Source organism: Sphingomonas sp. KRR8 (assembly GCF_023559245.1).
Taxonomy (GTDB): Bacteria; Pseudomonadota; Alphaproteobacteria; order Sphingomonadales; family Sphingomonadaceae; genus Sphingomicrobium.
Window position 1 is genome coordinate 1,911,691 of sequence record NZ_CP097462.1, and the last position, 18,111, is coordinate 1,929,801.

An 18,111-nucleotide genomic window follows, 5' to 3' on the forward strand; every position below is an offset into this window, starting at 1 on the left:
GCGGCCTAGACGAACCGTTAACCATGCCATGCGAGGGTAGCGCCATGATCCGCACCCTCGCCCTTGCCCTGGTGGCCCTGACCGCCGGCGTCGCCAGTCCTGCCGCTGCCGAGACACGCAGCTACACCGTCACCGACTTCGACCGCGTCCGCATCGACGGACCCTATTCGGTGACCGTCACTACCGGCACCGGCTCCTTCGCTCGGGCAACTGGCTCGGCAGCCGCGATCGACCGGGTCAAGCTACGGGTTGAGGGCACCACCTTGATCGTCAGCGTCGATCCGGGTGGATGGGGCGGCTATCCCGACGGGCCGGCCGGTCCGGTATTAGTAGAGGCGGGCACCGCCAACCTCTCCATCGCGACCGTTAACGGCGCCGGATCCCTGACGGTCAGCGACATCCGTGGACTGGAATTCGCGCTCAACATGCTGGGCAGCGGAGTTGCCAACATCCAGCGGCTCGACGTCGACCGGCTGAAGATCGGCGTTGCCGGCGCCGGGTCGGCGCGGGTCACGGGACGTGCGCTCAACCTGACCGCCATCGTTCGCGGGGCGGGCAGCATCGATGCCTCCGCGCTTTCGGCGCGCGATGCCGTGATCGGAGCCGAGGGGCCGGCAGTCGTTCGCGCCACGGTCGACGGCACGGCGAAAGTCGACGCCAGCGGTGTGGCCTCGGTTACGCTCGACGGAAATCCGGGTTGCCAGTCGAAAACCGTCGGCACGGCTACCATCAGCGGCTGCCGCGAGCAGGTCGGGCGGCGCTAAACCAGCGCCAGCGCCGTCAGCCTGCCGAACAGCGAAGGCGGCAGCTGACCCAGCCCCGTGTCGTCGGCGTCGCCTGGCTGCGGCGCTACGTCAGGGTCGAGGTAGCGCCAGCCCTGGTGCGCCCGCTTCGCCACCGGCGCGATCGCCTGCAGGGTGGCGGCGCAAACAATGTCGAGGCGGCCGTCGGGGCGATCCTCGAACCGCAGGATGGTCTGGCAGGCGACCAGCCGATGCTTGACGATCCAGAACAGCGAACCGCCGATCAGCTCAGGCATCCGCTTCGGCCGCATCCGCGTGACCACCCGCACCTCGCCACTCTCGGCGCGGCCTGCGATACGCCGCTCAAGCGCGGCCACGTCGCGGCAACCTACGGCAACCTTGGTCATATGGAGTTTCGGCACCGGCCCAATGTGCCGGTCAGTGGCTCGACTTCAAGAGGTTAGCCGTGCAGGCCGATAGCCGCGGCGAGCCCGAGGAAGCTCAGGAAACCCATCGTATCGGTCGCGGTGGTCACGAACACCGCCGAAGAGACCGCCGGATCGATCCGGAAACGGTCCAGCGTGACCGGAACCACGATCCCGACCATGCCGGCGACCAGGTTGTTGATCACCATGGCCGTTCCCATCACCGCGCCGAGCGTCGGGTTATGGAAGGCCAACGCCACGCCGCCTCCGATCAGAAGTCCCAAGCTGAAACCGTTCGCCAGCGCGATCTTGAATTCGCGCGCGAACATCCGGAGCGTGTTCGAGCTCGTAAGCTGATTGGTCGCCAGCGCGCGCACCGCCACAGCAAGGGTCTGCGTTCCCGCATTCCCGCCCATGCCCGACACGATCGGCATCAGCACTGCAAGCAGGGCGAAGGCCGCGATCTCGCTCTGGAACAAACCGACAACGCTCGATGCGAGAATGGCGGTTGCCAGGTTGATCACGAGCCACGTGAGCCGTCGCCGGATGGTCGGCGGGAGCGGCTCATTAATGTCGCCATCGCCCGCACCGGCCAGCAGCAGCACGTCTTCGCCCGCTTCCTCCTGGATGATGTGGACGATGTCATCGACCGTGATCATGCCGACCAGCCGCCCGGACTTGTCGATCACGGCGGCGGAGACAAGCGCGTATTTCTGGAAACGGAGGGCGACGTCTTCCTGGTCCATGTCGACCGGGATCAGCGTCTGCTCCTCCGCCATGATGTCGCTGACCAGGGTCTTGCGCGGCGAGCGCAGGACGGCCGACAATTTGCAGGTCCCGACCGGATGGTGGCTGGGGGAGACAACAAACACTTCCCAGAAATTGTTGGTCAGCTCCTTGGCCGAGCGCAGGTAATCGATCACCTGCCCGACGGTCCAATGCTCGGGCACCGCGATCAGGTCGCGCTGCATCAGGCGGCCGGCGGTCTCCTCACCGTAGGCCAGCGCTTCCTCGATCGCCGCGCGGTCGTCGGGCTCCATCGCCCGCAGAACGGCCCGCTGCTCGTCTTCCTCAAGGTCCTCGATGATCGCGACCGCGTCGTCTGTCTCGAGTTCGCCGGCGATCTCCGCCACTCGCTCGGGCGCCATTTCGCCGACCAGCACTTCGCGGACGTGCTCGTTCATCTCGGCGATGACGTCGGCGTCGACCAGTTCGGCGAGCGCGGCGACCAGCCCCTCGCGCTCGTCCGCTCGCGCAAGCTCGATCAGGTCGGCGACGTCAGCGGGGTGAAGCGGTTCGACGAGCGCCTTGGCGGTCGCGACATCGCCGGCGTGGACGGCGTCCAGGACCTCGGCGACGAACCACGGGCGAAGCCGATCCTCCTCATCCATAATCGCGTCGTCGGGATCAGGCGGGGGCACCGCGGGAATCGCAGCGTCTTCGGGCAGCATAGCTGTGGCCTCGGTTTCCCGCTCGCTCACATGCCGCCTCCCTTGCCTCGCCGCCGCCCTCCTATGGCGGCACCCGCTCTGGCGCAAGGCGCGGCGCCCGCCTAAAGCGCCGCCATTCTTTCCTAATCGCCGGAGCATATGACATGGCCGACTCAGCCCAGACCCTCACCCTCACCCTGTCCACTGGCGGGGACGTCGTCATTCGGCTTCGCCCCGACCTCGCCCCCGGCCATGTCGAGCGGATCGCCGGCCTGGCGCGCGAGGGCTTCTATGACGGCGTCGTGTTCCACCGCGTCATCCCCGGCTTCATGGCGCAGGGCGGCGATCCGACGGGCACCGGCACCAGCGGCTCCAAGCTTCCTGACCTCAAGGCCGAGTTCAACGCCGAGCCGCACGTGCGCGGCACCTGCTCGATGGCCCGCACCAACCAGCCAAACTCGGCCAACAGCCAGTTCTTCATCTGCTTTGACGATGCCCGCTTCCTCGACAAGCAGTACACGGTGTGGGGCAATGTCGAGAGCGGCATGGAATATGTCGACGCCCTCCCCGTCGGCGAGCCGCCGCGCGCACCCGGCAAGATCGAGAAAGCGACCGTCGCATAATAATCAGGCACTCCACTCTACCGGAGTGGAGGGCCGAAGGTCCGTGGTCGAAGGTCGTGCAACGATGCGCTAACAAGCACCCTTCGACCACGCTCCTCTCCATCCGGGACGAGCGCTGTCTTAAATTGGGGGAGCGCTAAGCCATGACCAAGCCCGTCGTCCTGATCACCGGCGCTTCGGCCGGGCTCGGCGTTGATTTCGCGCGGCAGCTGTCGGCGGACGGAAGCCAGCTGGTGCTGGTAGCCCGGCGCAAGGACAGGCTAGACGAGCTGGCGGCGGAGCTTGGCAACGCGAGGGCCGTCGAGCTGGACCTCGCGGAGCCCGGTGCGGCCGACAAACTCATGGCCGACGTCATGGCGCACGACGAACACGTCGATTGCCTGATCAACAATGCGGGCTTTGGCCTCAGTGGGACCGTAGCCAAGCTCGACGGCGCGCGGCAACGCGCAATGATCGACCTGAACTGCGGGGTGCTGACGGAACTCTGCCACGCCGTACTGCCCGGCATGATCGAACGGAGCCGCGGCGGCATTCTCAACGTCGCCTCCACCGCTGCTTTCCAGCCCGGCCCCTATTCGGCCGTCTATTACGCCACCAAGGCCTATGTGCTGAGCTTCACCGAAGCGCTGCACGTCGAACTCAAGAAGACCGGCGTTCACGTGTCGGCGCTTTGTCCCGGGCCCACCAAAACCGAATTCTTCAAGGTTGCCGGATATGGAGAGGGCAACATGCTCGAGAAGATGGCGATGGCCAGCGCACCGGTGGTTGCCGCGGGCCTGGCGGGATTGGCGCGCAACCAGGCCGTCGTGATCCCGGGCGCGGTCAACAAGATCGGTGCGCAGGGCCATCGTCTGTTGCCGCGCTCGCTGCTCCGCCAGGTCGCCGCCATGATCAAGGCCGCTGACTAAGGGCAGGCGTTTGAAACGGAGCGCGCCCGACCCACATTGAACCGAAGTCGCCGCCCCCCGTTGGGCGGCCGAGGGAGCAATGAATGGCCGACGTCGAGACTGATACACGCCGCCTGCAGGTGGCCAACCTGCCGCCTGCAGACAGCGGACGGGGCATCGCCCGTCTGCCGCGGAAGTTCATGGACGACCTCGGCTTGTCCGACGGCGATGTCGTGGAGATCGTCGGCAAGCGGCCTACCCCGGCGCGCGCGATCGGACCTTATGGTGATGATGAAGGGCTCGACATCATCCGCCTCGATGGGCTGCAGCGCGCCAACGCTGGCGTTGGCTCCGGTGACTTCGTCGAAGTGCGCAAGGCGGTCAGCCGGCCCGCGACCCGCGTTGTCTTCGCGCCGGCGCAGAACAATATTCGCCTGACCGGCTCGACCGAAGCGCTCAGCCGGAGCTTCTCAAATCGACCGCTGACCGCTGGCGATACGGTCGCGACCACCGGCCATCAGCGCGTCAACGCCGAGATGCCGGAACAGGTGCGCGCCCTGTTCAACGCACCGGCCTTTGCGCTTCAGGAAATCCGCCTGACGGTGATCAACACCGCACCCCGCGGCATCGTACACATCGACCGCGATACGGTCGTGGAACTACTGCCCGAATATACCGAGCAGCTGGGCGAGCGCCGCGCCGACGTGACCTATGACGACCTCGGCGGCCTCAAGAGCACCATCGATGCATTGCGGGAGATGGTCGAGCTGCCCTTGCGGCATCCCGAGCTGTTTCAGCGGCTCGGTGTCGATCCGCCCAAGGGCGTGCTCCTCCACGGCCCGCCCGGCACGGGCAAGACCCGGCTGGCGCGCGCGGTGGCCAACGAAAGCGACGCGCAATTCTTCCACATCGCCGGTCCCGAAATCATGGGTTCTGCCTATGGCGAATCGGAGAAGCGGCTGCGCGAGATCTTTGAGCAGGCCGCCGCCGCCGCGCCCTCGATCATCTTCATCGACGAGATCGACTCCATCGCCCCCAAGCGTGATCAGGTCAGCGGCGAGGCCGAGAAGCGCCTGGTGGCTCAGCTCCTGACCCTGATGGACGGTCTGGAGCCGCGCCAAAACCTCGTCGTCATTGCCGCCACCAACCGGCCCGAAGCGCTTGACGAAGCGCTACGGCGGCCAGGGCGGTTCGACCGCGAAATCGTCGTCGGCGTGCCCGACGAGACCGGTCGTCGCGAGATCCTGGGCATTCACACCCGCGGCATGCCGCTGGACGGCGGGGTCGACCTCGATGGCCTGGCCCGGCGCACCTACGGCTTTGTCGGTGCAGACCTTGCGGCCCTTGTCCGTGAGGCCGCGCTCGAGGCCGTTCGGCGAATCATGCCCGAACTGAACCTGGCGGAAGGCACCATTCCGACCGAGGTCCTCGACAAGCTGGCCGTGCTCGGGAGCGACTTCGACGGGGCGCTCAAGCGCGTCCAGCCTTCGGCCATGCGCGAGGTGATGGTCCAGGTGCCGAACCTCACCTGGGAGGATGTCGGCGGGCTCGACCAGGCGGCTTCCAAGCTCAAGGAAGGTGTCGAGCTTCCGTTGAAGCACCCGGACGCGTTCAAGCGCCTCGGCATCCGCCCGGCCAAGGGTTTCCTCCTTTATGGCCCGCCGGGCACCGGCAAGACCCTGCTGGCGAAAGCCACGGCCCGCGAAAGCCAGGCTAATTTCATCGCCACCAAGAGTTCGGACCTGCTGTCCAAATGGTATGGTGAAAGCGAGCAGCAGATCGCCCGCCTGTTCGCCCGCGCCCGGCAGGTCGCGCCCACCGTGATCTTCATCGACGAGCTCGACAGCCTAGTCCCGGCGCGTGGTGGTGGTCTTGGCGAGCCGCAGGTGACGGAGCGGGTGGTCAACACCATTCTGGCCGAGATGGACGGGCTGGAGGAGCTGCAGGGTGTGGTGCTGATCGGAGCGACAAACCGACCCAATTTGATCGACCCCGCCTTGCTTCGGCCGGGCCGGCTGGATGAGCTGATCTATGTCGGCCCGCCGGACACCGCCGGGCGCCGGAGGATCCTGGCGATCCACACCAAGGGCATGCCGCTTGCCCCCGATGTCGACCTGGAATCGCTTGCGCGGCGCACCGAAAACTTCACCGGCGCCGACCTTGAGGACCTGACCCGCCGGGCGGGGCTGACCGCGCTCCGGCGCGGGCTCGACGCGGGCAGTGTCACCATGGCCGACTTTGAAACGGCGCTGCAGGACACGCGAGCTTCGGTCACGCCCGAGATGCTGGAAGAATATGAGCGGATCCAAGACACGTTGAAGTCGGACGCGGTGCGGCCGGACCGGGGCGGGATCGGCTTTGTCTCACCTGGCATGCTGCGCCCGCGCGACCCGGCAAAGCAGGGCTGACGCTTCTGCTCCTGCACTGGCAGGAGCAGCGCTTCACTCCTTGCCGATGCGTCGCCCTGCTACGGCGAGGGCCATCACCACCACCACGCAGGCGGCAAACGGAAGGTGCGGGTTGATTCCGTAGAGGGTCATTCCGACGCTTGGGGCCAGCACGTAGCTGATGCCGTTGGCCGAAGTGATGACCCCCGCGACGGCGCCCTGCTCGCCCGTCGGTACCGCAAGGCTTGCGCCTGAGGTGAAGCCCGGCCGGGTGAAACCGAAGCCGATCGACGTGAGGCCAAAGCCGAGCACCAGCCCGTAGAGATCGCGCGCGACCATTGTCATCACCAGCCCCGCGGCGGCGATCACCGCGCCCCACAGGATCAGCTTGCGCGGTGCGAGATTGAGCCGCGGGATCATGCCCCACTGCGCCGCCAGCGTGCCGGCTGCGCCGGCCATCATCACAATCGAGATGGGCCCTTCGGCGCCATTGGGGCTGAGGTGGAGGGTGTCGATGACGAAAAAGCCGATACAAGTCAGGCTGGCCGCCTGAGCGTGACCAGCGGTGACCCCCGCAAGGATCCAGGGCTTGATCCGTGGATCGCGCCAGGACAGCCGCCGTTGGCGCCGCGGCGCGGTGGCTGCGCGAACGCTCGCGCCGGTCGCCATGGAGGCGATGCTGGGATAGCTCATCGCGGCACCGCGACCCTCCCGCCGACTGTGCGCATCGTCAGGCAGCCAGCGCAGCACGGAGACGAAGACCGCCACCCCGATCAGGGCAAAAGCGAATAGCGGACCGGGCAGCCCGACGAAGCGAAGGACGAACAGCGGCGCCAGCGCGGGACCCACCACGGTGCCGAGGCCGAAGCTGCTCGACAGCGCGGACAGGGCGCTGGTCCGGGCAGCGCGCCGGGTCTTTGAAGCAAGATAGGCCTGCGTGGCGCTGGGCGTTGCACAACCGAGGCTGCCGTAGATGGAGCGAAACAGGGCAAACAGGACAAAGGTCAGAGCCCCGCTCCACCAGCCGTGAAGGCCACCGACAAGTGACAGCCCGCACAGGGTCATGGAAACGATGAAGCCGCCGAGCCCGAGCAGTGTCAGCGCCTTTCGGCCATGATGATCGCTCTTTTCCGCCCAATAGGGGGCCAGCGCGACCCACAGGACCGCGCTCCACGTGTAGGCGATCGCTACCCACAAATCGGCGATACCGATCGCGCGGCCGATCGCCGGCATGACCGACTGGAGGGCGGTGTTGCCAGCCGCCGCGACCAGCATTGCCGCAAACAGCAGCAGGAAGTGCCGCGTCGTCAGTGCCGAGCCGGCAACTTTCTGGCGGGAGCGCGGGGCGTCCATCGGTCCGGCTCTAATGCGACGGGCGTGCGTCGCAAGCATGTGCATCGGAACTTGCGCATCTCCGCCGCATTTGCTTGACGGTCGCCCTTGCTTTCGTCCGTATCCGGAGTTTTCATGCACGCCACGTCCGCCCGAGCGCTCAAGCAGCAGCGCCGCCTTGCGCGCCGCCGGGGCCGTGCCACCAATCCCCGCCTCGCTTTCCTGCGCGGATTCCTCAAGCATCCGGTGATGGTCGGCTCGATCATCCCCTCGTCGACCAAGCTGATCAACAAGATGCTTGCGCCGGTGGACTGGGAGAACACCAAGGTATTTGTCGAATATGGCCCGGGCGTGGGCACCTTCACCCGCCCGATCCTGGAGCGACTGGCGCCCGACGCGACGTTGATCACGATCGACACCAACGACGAGTTCACCGATTATCTGCGCGAGGACATTGACGACGAGCGGTTGCTCCCCGTCACCGGTTCGGCGGCGGACGTGGAGAAGATCCTCAGCGATCGCGGTTTCTCGCACGCCGATTATGTGTTGTCGGGCCTACCCTTTTCGACCCTGCCGCCGGGCCTCGGGGACGCGATCGGCGCGGCGACCGCCAAGGTGATCCGTCCCGGCGGCGCCTTCCTGGTCTATCAGTTCAGCCCCAAGGTCCGCGACTTCATTGCGCCCGTCTTTGAGCGGATCGAACGCGGGTTCGAGTGGATCAACGTTCCGCCCGCCACCCTCTTCTGGGCCTACCGCGAACCGAAGTGACTCAACTCTCCGCGCGAAAGTTGAGGCGGCGCGTCACCGTATAATCCACCGCCGTTACCAGCCAGTGGCTGATGGTCCACTTCAGCCGGCGCAGCCAACTGGCCCGCGCACGGTGGATGGCGGGGGTGATCTGCAGGCAGTCGTTCAGCTCGCGCTCGAAATAGCCGCGCATCGCCGTGGCAAAGCCCGCATCTTCAATCCGGAGCATGATTTCGAGATTGAGATAGATGCTGCGGAAGTCGAGATTGGACGAGCCGAGGTGCACCACATCGTCGCAGACGACGAGCTTCGTGTGGAGCTTGGCCGGCTGATATTCGTACATGCCAACGCCATTTCGCAGCAGCCGGGCATAAGTGTGCCGCGCGGCCGCGATGGTGGCGTTGTTGTCCGACTTGGCCGCGGTCACGATCCGCACCTGCCCGCGCCGACCGAGCCGGGCGATTCGCCGAAGCATGGCGAACGGCGGCGAAAAGTAAGCGCTGATGACCTCCAGCCGAGTGCCGCCGATGATCTCGCGCGCAAGTTGGCGCGGCCAGGGATTGCCCCGGGCCACGGGTCCCGACAGCTTCCACTGCAGCGCGCCCTTGTGCTGGCTATGGCGGCGGATGATCTTCCTCAGCTCCCGCAGGCGACTGTCGGGCCGGCTGCTCCAGCGGTAGATCGCGTCGAAATAGCGGGCGAGTGAGCGCACGGCGGGACCGTCGAGTCGCAGCCACAGGTCGCGCCAGCGCTGAAGGTCGTGATCGCTCAGGTAATGGAGGTCGATGTTGGCGCCGCCGATCAGCGCGAGCCGGTCGTCGACCGCCACCAGCTTCTGGTGGTTGCGTAGCAGGTAGCGCCGGCTGAGCTTGGGATGGAACAGGATGAACTCGCCGCCCGCCTCGACGAGCGGCTGGAGGAAGGCGGCATTCACGCCCGACCCAAACCCATCGAGCAGCACCCTTACGGCGACGCCGCGCCGCGCCGCCCTCACCAGCGCGTCGCGCACCGCTTCGCCAGCGGCATCGGGGTTCATCATGTAGAAAAGGAAGCGGAGGCTGCTCGTGGCCCGGTCGATCAGGACAAGCAGCATTTCCAGCCGCTCGGCCCCGCTTTCGATCAGGACAAGCTCGGTTCCGGCGACGGTTGCCGTAATGGGTGCGCGCTGATCGCCCTCGGCCATGGCCTGCTGTTGGGATGCATCGAGGCTGGTGGCAAGCATCGATGGCCTAACGTCCGAAGCGCCCGGCGGAGCCACTTTCCTTGACTTGCGCGGGCCTACGCCTTAGCTCTCACGCCTTCCCGTCCAACGGAAACTTATCAAGAGGCTAGGCCCCGCCATGGCGCGCGTCACCGTCGAAGATTGCGTCGACAAGATCCCCAACCGGTTCGATCTCGTCCTGCTGGCCGCTCAGCGTGCACGGCAGATCTCGGGCGGCGCCGACCTCACCATCGACCGCGACCGTGACAAGAACCCGGTCGTTGCCCTTCGCGAGATCGCGGAAGAGACCGTGCGTCCCCGCAACCTCGAGGAAGCGGTCGTGCAGAGCCTGCAGCGCGTCCAGATGGACGAAGAGGACGCCACGGACGAGCTGGCGAGCCTGAGCGAATCGGCCGAGGCCCTGCGGCTTACCGCCGCCGCGCCGCCGCGTCCGACCCCGAGCGGCGGCGACTACGAATAAGCAATCGGTTGCGGCGCCGCTCAGGCGGCGTCGTTGACCGCTTCGCCTGGCGACAGGATCGGCTCAGGCCGCCGGTAGCCATTGCCTTCTTGATCCATCCACATCAGCTCGCCGAGGCCGAGTTCGCGCCCGTCGTGAGCGTGAATGGCGATTTTCGCGATGGGCTTTCCATCGCGCACGTCAGCGACGATTCGGTCGTTGGCTCCGTGACCCCACTCAAGCCCCCACTGACGTAGCGCCAGCACCACGGGCAGCAGCGCCTCACCTTTTGCAGTAAGCGAATAGATGACCTTGCGGCGATCCCCGGGGTCGGCCGCGCGCCGCAGGATTCCACCCGCAACCAGCTTTGCGAGGCGGTCCGACAGGATGTTTCGAGCAATTCCCAGGCAGGACTGGAATTCCTCGAAGTGCTGCAGGCCATTCAGGGCGCCGCGAACGATCAGGAACGCCCAGCGTTCGCCAACCAGATCGATGGAGCTGGGCAGCGGACATCGTAGCGCCGCCGCCTTGAAGGCTTCGATCTGCTTATTATCCCGAGGCAAAACTCACCCCTTTCATTCGGCCTGCAAAAAGAAGCACATATCGGGGCGTATGAACAGGGTGTAAGCCACGCCGACAGTAAGCCATCGCGCTGCCTCTCGGCATTTCGCACTTGCAACAGCGGCAATGCTCGCCCCACATGGCGATGTGCTTCGCCAATATGAGCTGGTTGAACGGGTTCGCGCCTATGATCCCGACGCCGATGAAGGGCTGATCAACCGCGCCTACGTCTTCTCAATGAAGGCGCACGGCGCGCAGACGCGCGCCTCGGGCGATCCCTACTTCAGCCATCCGATTGAAGTGGCGGGCATCCTTACGGACCTGAAGCTGGACGACGAGACCATCGTCACCGGCATTCTCCACGACACGATTGAAGACACGGTCGCGACCACCGAGGAAATCGAACGATTGTTCGGCGGCAATGTCGCGCGGCTGGTCGACGGCGTGACCAAATTGTCCAAGATCGAAGCGCAGTCCGAGAACGAACGCGCGGCCGAGAACCTCCGCAAGTTCCTGCTCGCCCTGTCCGATGATATCCGTGTGCTGCTGGTCAAGCTCGCCGACCGGCTGCACAACATGCGCACCCTCCACCACATCAAGTCGGAGGACAAGCGCCGGCGAATCGCCCGTGAGACGATGGATATCTATGCCCCGCTCGCCGAGCGGATCGGCATGTACGAGATCATGAACGAGATGCAGACGCTGGCCTTCCGGCAACTGGAGCCGGACGCCTACGCGTCGATTACCCGCCGGCTGGCCCAACTCCATGCCGAAGGTGGCGACGTGATTGGCCGTATCGGCTTGGGCCTGCAGCTGCACCTCGCCGACAATGGCCTCACCGCCGAGGTTACCGGCCGCGAGAAGCACCCCTACTCCATCTGGAAGAAGATGGCCGAGCGGCACATCAGCTTCGAGCAATTGTCCGATGTCATGGCGTTCCGCGTCATCGTCGACAGCGTCGAGGACTGTTATCGGGCGCTTGGCCTGATCCACCGCCGCTGGCCGATGGTGCCGGGCAGGTTCAAGGACTTCATCTCGACGCCAAAGCGGAACGGATATCGCTCTCTGCACAGCTCCGTCATCCACGACAGCAAGATGCGGATCGAAGTTCAGATCCGCACCCGCGAGATGCATTTGCAGGCGGAAAAGGGTCTGGCTGCTCACTGGGCCTACAAGGAAGGCCGCCCGTCGGCCGACATCCGAGTGCCCTGGATCGACGATCTGGTCGAGATCCTTGACCACGCCGATAGCCCCGAGGAGCTGCTCGAGCACACCCGGATGGCGATGTACCAGGATCGGATCTTCGCCTTCACCCCAAAGGGCGAGCTCATTCAGTTGCCCAAGGGCGCGACCCCGGTCGACTTCGCCTTTGCCGTCCACACCAAACTTGGAGACCAGACCGTCGGAGCCAAGGTCAATGGGCGGGTGGTTCCGCTTCGTACCCTGCTCGAGAATGGCGACCAGGTTGAGATCCTGACCAGCGACGCCCAGCACCCGCAGCCGAGCTGGCTGCGCTTCGTTGCGACGGGCAAGGCGCGGTCGGCCGTTCGCCGCTTCGTCCGCCACAAGGAGCGGGATGAAACGGTCGAGCTGGGCCGCAAGATATACGATGAGATCGTCGCCCGGCTCTCGGTGCCGCTGCCCAAGGAGGCGCTACCGCGTGCGCTCAAGAAACTGAAGCAGGAGGACGAGGACGCGCTGATGATCGCGATCGCCCGCAAGCGGGTCGGCGATGAGGCGCTGATGGAAGCGCTTATGCCAGGGTCCACCGGCGGCGATGTCACTGCGCCCCGCCGCTCGGCGCAGCGCAAGGCCATCTCCATCAAGGGCCTGACCCCCGGAGTGGCCTTCCATTTGGCGCCCTGCTGCCACCCAATCCCGGGCGACCGCATCGTCGGTCTTCGCCGCGAGGACGAGGGCATCGAAGTGCACGCGATCGGATGCGACAGCCTGGCGACCGGGGTCGACGCCGACTGGCTCGATCTTGCCTGGGGCGACGGGTCGGACGGAGCGACCGCCCGGCTGCGGATCATCCTTCGAGATCAGGCCGGGGCACTGGGCGCCATGGCTGGCATTCTTGGGGCCAAGGACGCCAACATCGTCAACCTGCAGCAGGTCCACCGAGACGGCAGCTTCCACACGTTCGACCTGGATGTCGAAGTGGACGACCTGGCGCACCTTCATGCGATCCTGGCCGCGCTGCGCGGCTCGGACGCCGTTTCGAGCGCCGAACGGCTCTAATCACTTCTTAGATTTTTGCGCTTCAAGAGCGCACGGCATGGAACCTGATGCCACCCACATCGCCGCCCGAGTGATCGAGCTTCTTCAGCAGGAGCGTGGCATTGGGTTCTATGCCGGGCTCGCGGGCCTATTCGTGAGCGTATTCGCCTACATGTACACGCTGCTCTAGCGCCCCCGCGCCGCCTCGACCCCACCCGATGCGAGCACCGCCAGTGTCACCAGATCGGTGGCGCTCGCCGTCATGGGAGCGATCTGCACGGGCAGCTTCATGCCGACCAGGAACGGCCCGAGCACATTTTCCCCGCCGAGCGCACGCAGCAGCTTGGCACTGAGGCTGGCGGACTGCAGGCCCGGCATGATCAGGATGTTGGCTGGTCCGGATAGTCGGCTGAACGGATAGAAGCGCCGCTGCATGTCGTGGTTGAGTGCCACCTCTGGGCTCATCTCGCCTTCATATTCGAAGCCGACCGTACGCGTGTCGAGCAGTGCCACGGCCTCGCGCAGACTGCCGACATAGGCGCCTGGCGGATTGCCGAACGTTGTGTAGCTGACGAAGGCCACGCGAGGCTCCTGCCCCATGCGGCGCGCGAAGGCTGCCGACCGCTCGGCGATGCTCGCCAGCTCTTCCGCCGTGGGCCGCTCGGTAACCGCGGTGTCGGCGATCAGTACTGTCTGGTTCTGCCCGACGATGATGTTGATCCCGAACGGAGCGTGGCCGTCGTCGTCCAGCACTGTCTGCACCTGCTTCAGGCTTTGGCTGAACGGCCGCGTTGTGCCGGTGATCATCGCGTCCGCCTCGCCCAGTTCGAGCATCGCGGCGGCAAAGTAGTTACGGTCCTGATTGACCATCCGCTCGATCTCGCGCCGGAGATAACCCTTGCGCTGCAGCCGCTGGTAGAGATGGTCTACCGCTCGCCCGACCAGCGGCGAGTTGCGGCTGTTCAGGACCTCATAGCCCGACGGGTCCTCGACCCCGAGCTCCTTGAGGTTGTCATAAACCTCATCGCGGCCGACCAGCACCGGGGTGCCAAGCCCCCCTTCCTTGAAGGCAATGGCCGCGCGCAGGACATTCTTCTCCTCGCCCTCGGCAAACAGCACGCGCTTGGGATTGGCCTTGGCCGCTTCGTAGGCGAGGCTGAGCACGCTGACCGTCGGGTTGAGGCGGGAGCGCAGCTGCTGACGGTAGGCTGCCATGTTCTCGATCGGCCTCTGCGCCACGCCCGAGCGCATCGCCGCTTCTGCAACGGCCGCCGGGACGATCTCCATCAGCCGCGGGTCGAATGGCGCGGGGATGATGTAGTCAGCGCCGAACCTCTGCGACTTCCCGCCATAAGCTGCCGCGACCTCATCAGGCACCGGCTCACGCGCCAGTTCGGCCAAGGCCTGGGCTGCAGCGATCTTCATCTCGTCGTTGATGGCCCGCGCCCGCACGTCGAGCGCGCCACGGAAGATGAAGGGGAAGCCCAGCACATTGTTGACCTGGTTCGGATAATCCGAGCGGCCGGTGGCGATGATCGCGTCGGGGCGCGCGGCCTTCGCCTCCGGTGGAGTGATCTCCGGATCGGGGTTGGCCATGGCGAAGATGATGGGCCGCGGCGTCATTTCCAGAACCATGTCGGGCTTGAGCGCGCCCGCGGCCGACAGGCCGAGGAACACGTCGGCCCCGACCAGCGCTTCCTTCAGCGTGCGCCGGTCGGTTTCGACCGCATGCGCGCTCTTCCACTGGTCTAGGTCATCCCGGCCTGTGTGGATGACGCCCGTGCGGTCGCACATGATGACATGATCGCCGCGCACGCCCATTGCCTTGATGAGTTCGGTACAGGCGATCGCCGCTGCGCCTGCGCCGTTCACCACCACGCGGATGTCGTTAAGGTTGCGTCCCGTCAGCAGGCAGGCGTTGATGAGTCCTGCCGCCGTGATGATCGCGGTGCCGTGCTGGTCGTCATGGAAGACCGGAATGCCCATCCGCTCGCGCAGTGTCTGCTCGATGACGAAGCAGTCAGGTGCCGCGATATCCTCCAGGTTGATGCCGCCGAAGCTCGGCTCCATCAGCGACACAGCGTCGATGAAACGCTGGGCGTCTTCGGTATCGAGTTCGATGTCGATGGCGTCCACGTCGGCGAAGCGTTTGAACAGAACCGCCTTGCCCTCCATCACCGGCTTGGACGCCAGCGCTCCAAGGTTGCCGAGGCCGAGAATGGCGGTCCCGTTCGAAATGACCGCGACCAAATTGCCCTTGGCGGTATAATCGTAGGCGGTTGCGGGATCCTCCGCGATGGCTCGCACCGGGACCGCGACGCCGGGCGAATAAGCCAGGCTCAAGTCGCGCTGGGTGGCCATCGGCTTCGAGGCGATGATCTCGATCTTCCCCGGCCGGCCGCGCGAGTGGAAATGCAGCGCCTCGGCTTCGGAGAACTTCACATTGCTGTCGGACATGGGGTGGCGGTTACACCCCTGTCCAACTAACGTCACCCCCATGGCACGGTCGGACGACCCCACCCCCATGATGCAGCAATATCACCGCCTCAAGGCCGAGGCCGGTGACGCGCTGCTGTTCTACCGGATGGGCGACTTCTTCGAATTGTTCTTCGACGATGCGAAGAAAGCGGCGGCGACCCTCGACATCGCGCTCACGAAACGCGGCGCGGACGCAGGTGAACCGGTGCCGATGTGCGGCGTCCCGGTTCACTCGGCCGAGGGCTACCTCGCCCGCCTGATCAAGGCTGGTCATCGTGTCGCCATTGCCGAGCAGACCGAGAGCCCGGCTGAAGCGCGAAAGGCGCGGGGTTCGAAGGCGCTGGTCGAGCGGGCCATCGTCCGGTTGGTCACGCCGGGCACCCTGACGGAAGAAACGTTGCTCGACAGCGGCTCGGCCAATTGGCTGGCGGCGGTAGCACGCGCAGGGGACGAGTGGGGCATCGCCGCGGCGGACATATCGACGGGCCGGTTCGAGCTCATCGCCTGCGGACCCGGCGACGTGGCGGCCGAGTTGGCACGGCTGTCACCGGCCGAGACGATCGCCGACGACCAGGTGGCCGGCCTCAAGTGCACGCTGGGCAAGGGTGGCTTCGACAGCATGGCGGGCGAGCGCTCGCTCAAGGCCCGGTTCGGTGTGGCGAGCCTGGACGGGTTCGGCGAACTCGGACGAGCGGAGCTGGCGGCGGCGGGCGGCCTGCTTGCCTATCTGGACGCGACCCAGCGCAGCGCCACCGCCTTTCTGTCGGCGCCGCGCCGGATCGCCCGACTGCAGCTCATGGCAATTGACGCCGCGACCCGCACCAGCTTGGAAATTTGCCGCACGGCGGAAGGCCAGGTCGCCGGATCGCTGTTCGCCGAGGTCGACCGGTGCGTCACTGCCGCCGGGCGCCGCTTGCTCGGCCACGACCTGTCGGCGCCGCTGCTCGATCGTCCGGGGATCGAGGCGCGGCTGACACTTGTTGCCTGGCTGCATGAAGACGCGCTGCGCCGTCAGCGCATACGCGAAGCCCTGCGGGCCATGCCCGACATTGGCCGGGCGCTGGGGCGGCTGGTCGCAGGCCGGGGCTCGCCACGTGATCTTGCGCTGCTGCGCGACGGCCTCGCCGCCTCGGCGGCCCTGGGTGAAGCGCTTCGGGGCGAGCCTGACGTTCCATCACTCCTCGCCAGCCTCCTGCCTCGGCTTGGCGGGCACCAGGCGCTGACGGATCGGCTTGCCGCCGCACTGGTCGATTCGCCTCCGCTCGACGCCGCCAAGGGTGGCTTCATCGCGCCCGGGTTCGACCTGGAACTCGACTCCTTGCGAGCTGCCAGCAGCGACGGCCGGCAGGCCATCGCCGCACTCGAAGCACGTTACCGGGAGTCCACGGGCCTTTCCGCGCTCAAGATCCGCCACAACGCCGTGCTCGGCTATCATGTGGAGGTCGCCGTGCGGCACGCCGACCGGCTGCTCGCACCCGACAGTGGCTTTACCCACCGCCAGACGCTGGCCGGCGTCGTCCGCTTCAACTCGCCCGACCTGCATGTGGAGGCGAGCAAGGTGGTTGAGGCGGGGGCACACGCGCTCGCCGCAGAGCAGGCGCACCTCGAAGAACTCACCGCTTTGGCCGTCGCGCAAGCCTCCCGAATCGCCGACACTGCTGACGCGATCGCCCGCATCGACGTTTCCGCCGGGCTCGCGGAACGGGCCGCCGAAGGTGGCTGGTGCCGGCCGGCGATCGTCGAGCAACCCTGCCTGGAGATCGAAGCCGGGCGCCACCCTGTTGTCGAAGCAGCTCTTGGCAAGGCGGGTGAACGCTTCATCGCCAACGATGTCGGGCTCGGCCCCAATGACCGCTTGTGGCTGATCACCGGTCCCAACATGGGCGGCAAATCGACCTTTCTTCGCCAAGTCGCGCTGATCGCCCTCCTTGCGCAGGCCGGCAGCTTCGTGCCTGCGACACGTGCCAAGATCGGCCTGGTTGATCGCCTGTTCAGCCGCGTCGGAGCTTCGGACAACCTGGCGCGCGGCCGCTCGACCTTCATGGTCGAGATGGTGGAAACTGCCGCCATTCTCGCGCAGGCCACCAAGAACAGCCTGGTCATTCTCGACGAGATTGGCCGCGGCACCTCCACTTACGACGGTCTCGCCATCGCGTGGGCGGTCGTCGAGGCGATGCACGATGAGGTCCGCGCCCGTACCCTGTTCGCCACCCATTATCACGAGTTGACGCGGCTTGCGGATCGGCTGGATTCGCTGTCCCTGCACCACGTCCGCGCCCGTGAGTGGAAGGGCGACCTCGTCCTGTTGCACGAAGTGGCCGAGGGGCCTGCCGATCGCAGTTACGGCATCGCCGTTGCGCGGCTGGCGGGGCTGCCGCCGGTCGTCGTCAGCCGAGCGAAGGCGGTGCTGGCCAAGCTGGAAGCCGGCCGGGACGCAACGGGCGGGATCGCCGCCGGCCTTGATGACCTGCCGCTGTTCGCCGCCGCCGCCCAGACCCAGGAGCCCGAGGCCGACCCCCTCACCGAGGCTCTCCACGCCCTCAACCCCGACGCCTTGTCACCGCGCGAGGCGCTCGAGGCGCTGTACCGCCTGAAAAGCCTCGCGGACGGGCGATAA

15 protein-coding genes are annotated in these 18,111 nt (G+C 66.3%); 9 read left to right on the plus strand and 6 right to left on the minus strand.

All coding sequences use genetic code 11. The features are described from left to right. The first annotated feature begins 44 nt into the window (after window positions 1-44). The gene (locus M8312_RS09635; protein ID WP_250117488.1) at window positions 45-764 is read left to right on the plus strand and encodes a GIN domain-containing protein; all 720 of its coding nucleotides are present in this window, start codon (window positions 45-47) and stop codon (window positions 762-764) included. Here M8312_RS09635 and M8312_RS09640 read toward each other — a convergent pair. Together M8312_RS09640 and mgtE are read right to left on the minus strand one after the other, a co-directional pair. Then, complete coding sequence (locus tag M8312_RS09640) at window positions 761-1,150, minus strand: DUF1489 family protein (RefSeq protein ID WP_250117489.1); 390 nt, start codon at window positions 1,148-1,150, stop codon at window positions 761-763. The two genes, M8312_RS09635 and M8312_RS09640, sit on opposite strands and share 4 nt — an antisense overlap. Before the next feature lie 53 nt (window positions 1,151-1,203). Further along, window positions 1,204-2,619: a magnesium transporter gene (gene mgtE, locus M8312_RS09645; RefSeq protein ID WP_250119762.1), complete on the minus strand. Its 1,416-nt coding sequence runs from the start codon at window positions 2,617-2,619 to the stop codon at window positions 1,204-1,206. 143 nt (window positions 2,620-2,762) lie between these two features. Here mgtE and M8312_RS09650 point away from each other — a divergent pair, with 143 nt between their 5' ends. The 3 genes from M8312_RS09650 (at window position 2,763) to M8312_RS09660 (ending at window position 6,516) form a co-directional block, all read left to right on the plus strand. After that, window positions 2,763-3,221 (plus strand): peptidylprolyl isomerase, encoded by a 459-nt coding sequence (locus M8312_RS09650; protein WP_250117490.1) that lies wholly within the window; start codon window positions 2,763-2,765, stop codon window positions 3,219-3,221. Between the two features lie 143 nt (window positions 3,222-3,364). Continuing rightward, window positions 3,365-4,129 (plus strand): SDR family NAD(P)-dependent oxidoreductase, encoded by a 765-nt coding sequence (locus M8312_RS09655; RefSeq protein WP_250117491.1) that lies wholly within the window; start codon window positions 3,365-3,367, stop codon window positions 4,127-4,129. 83 nt (window positions 4,130-4,212) lie between these two features. Next, window positions 4,213-6,516 (plus strand): CDC48 family AAA ATPase, encoded by a 2,304-nt coding sequence (locus M8312_RS09660; protein ID WP_250117492.1) that lies wholly within the window; start codon window positions 4,213-4,215, stop codon window positions 6,514-6,516. A gap of 33 nt (window positions 6,517-6,549) precedes the next feature. Here the strand turns inward: M8312_RS09660 and M8312_RS09665 are convergent, their stop codons facing one another. Then, window positions 6,550-7,848, minus strand: coding sequence for an MFS transporter (locus tag M8312_RS09665; protein ID WP_250117493.1), 1,299 nt, complete (start codon window positions 7,846-7,848; stop codon window positions 6,550-6,552). Between the two features lie 114 nt (window positions 7,849-7,962). On the opposite strand from M8312_RS09665, the gene M8312_RS09670 reads away from it, so the two are divergent. Then, window positions 7,963-8,595, plus strand: coding sequence for a class I SAM-dependent methyltransferase (locus tag M8312_RS09670; RefSeq protein WP_250117494.1), 633 nt, complete (start codon window positions 7,963-7,965; stop codon window positions 8,593-8,595). A 1-nt stretch (window position 8,596) separates the two neighbouring features. Here M8312_RS09670 and M8312_RS09675 read toward each other — a convergent pair whose 3' ends face one another. After that, window positions 8,597-9,757, minus strand: coding sequence for a phospholipase D-like domain-containing protein (locus tag M8312_RS09675; protein WP_250117495.1), 1,161 nt, complete (start codon window positions 9,755-9,757; stop codon window positions 8,597-8,599). Window positions 9,758-9,914: 157 nt separating this feature from the next. Between M8312_RS09675 and rpoZ the strand changes: the two genes are divergently transcribed. Then, a complete protein-coding gene (gene rpoZ / locus M8312_RS09680; protein ID WP_250117496.1) occupies window positions 9,915-10,256 on the plus strand; it encodes a DNA-directed RNA polymerase subunit omega in 342 nt (113 codons plus the stop codon). 20 nt (window positions 10,257-10,276) lie between these two features. Here rpoZ and M8312_RS09685 read toward each other — a convergent pair whose 3' ends face one another. Next, window positions 10,277-10,798 (minus strand): winged helix-turn-helix transcriptional regulator, encoded by a 522-nt coding sequence (locus M8312_RS09685; protein ID WP_250117497.1) that lies wholly within the window; start codon window positions 10,796-10,798, stop codon window positions 10,277-10,279. 145 nt (window positions 10,799-10,943) lie between these two features. On the opposite strand from M8312_RS09685, the gene M8312_RS09690 reads away from it, so the two are divergent. Both M8312_RS09690 and M8312_RS14440 read left to right on the plus strand, forming a co-directional pair. After that, window positions 10,944-13,037: a RelA/SpoT family protein gene (locus tag M8312_RS09690; protein WP_250119763.1), complete on the plus strand. Its 2,094-nt coding sequence runs from the start codon at window positions 10,944-10,946 to the stop codon at window positions 13,035-13,037. Window positions 13,038-13,074: 37 nt separating this feature from the next. Then, a complete protein-coding gene (locus tag M8312_RS14440) occupies window positions 13,075-13,206 on the plus strand; it encodes a hypothetical protein (protein ID WP_284070175.1) in 132 nt (43 codons plus the stop codon). On the opposite strand, the gene M8312_RS09695 is transcribed toward M8312_RS14440, so the two are convergent. Then, entirely contained in the window at window positions 13,203-15,473 is a 2,271-nt protein-coding gene (locus M8312_RS09695; RefSeq protein ID WP_250117498.1) for an NADP-dependent malic enzyme, read from the minus strand. The two genes, M8312_RS14440 and M8312_RS09695, sit on opposite strands and share 4 nt — an antisense overlap. 40 nt (window positions 15,474-15,513) lie before the next feature. Between M8312_RS09695 and mutS the strand changes: the two genes are divergently transcribed. Further along, a complete protein-coding gene (gene mutS, locus M8312_RS09700; protein ID WP_250117499.1) occupies window positions 15,514-18,111 on the plus strand; it encodes a DNA mismatch repair protein MutS in 2,598 nt (865 codons plus the stop codon).

Coding starts and splice junctions, on each gene's coding strand:
- M8312_RS09695 (WP_250117498.1), bottom strand. CDS start 15,473: ATGTCCGACAGCAATGTGAAGTTCTCCGAAGCCGAGGCGCTGCATTTC.
- M8312_RS09675 (WP_250117495.1), bottom strand. CDS start 9,757: ATGGCCGAGGGCGATCAGCGCGCACCCATTACGGCAACCGTCGCCGGA.
- M8312_RS09650 (WP_250117490.1), top strand. CDS start 2,763: ATGGCCGACTCAGCCCAGACCCTCACCCTCACCCTGTCCACTGGCGGG.
- M8312_RS09670 (WP_250117494.1), top strand. CDS start 7,963: ATGCACGCCACGTCCGCCCGAGCGCTCAAGCAGCAGCGCCGCCTTGCG.
- M8312_RS09660 (WP_250117492.1), top strand. CDS start 4,213: ATGGCCGACGTCGAGACTGATACACGCCGCCTGCAGGTGGCCAACCTG.
- M8312_RS09640 (WP_250117489.1), bottom strand. CDS start 1,150: ATGACCAAGGTTGCCGTAGGTTGCCGCGACGTGGCCGCGCTTGAGCGG.
- M8312_RS09655 (WP_250117491.1), top strand. CDS start 3,365: ATGACCAAGCCCGTCGTCCTGATCACCGGCGCTTCGGCCGGGCTCGGC.
- mutS (WP_250117499.1), top strand. CDS start 15,514: ATGGCACGGTCGGACGACCCCACCCCCATGATGCAGCAATATCACCGC.
- M8312_RS09635 (WP_250117488.1), top strand. CDS start 45: ATGATCCGCACCCTCGCCCTTGCCCTGGTGGCCCTGACCGCCGGCGTC.
- M8312_RS09665 (WP_250117493.1), bottom strand. CDS start 7,848: ATGGACGCCCCGCGCTCCCGCCAGAAAGTTGCCGGCTCGGCACTGACG.
- M8312_RS14440 (WP_284070175.1), top strand. CDS start 13,075: ATGGAACCTGATGCCACCCACATCGCCGCCCGAGTGATCGAGCTTCTT.
- rpoZ (WP_250117496.1), top strand. CDS start 9,915: ATGGCGCGCGTCACCGTCGAAGATTGCGTCGACAAGATCCCCAACCGG.
- mgtE (WP_250119762.1), bottom strand. CDS start 2,619: ATGCTGCCCGAAGACGCTGCGATTCCCGCGGTGCCCCCGCCTGATCCC.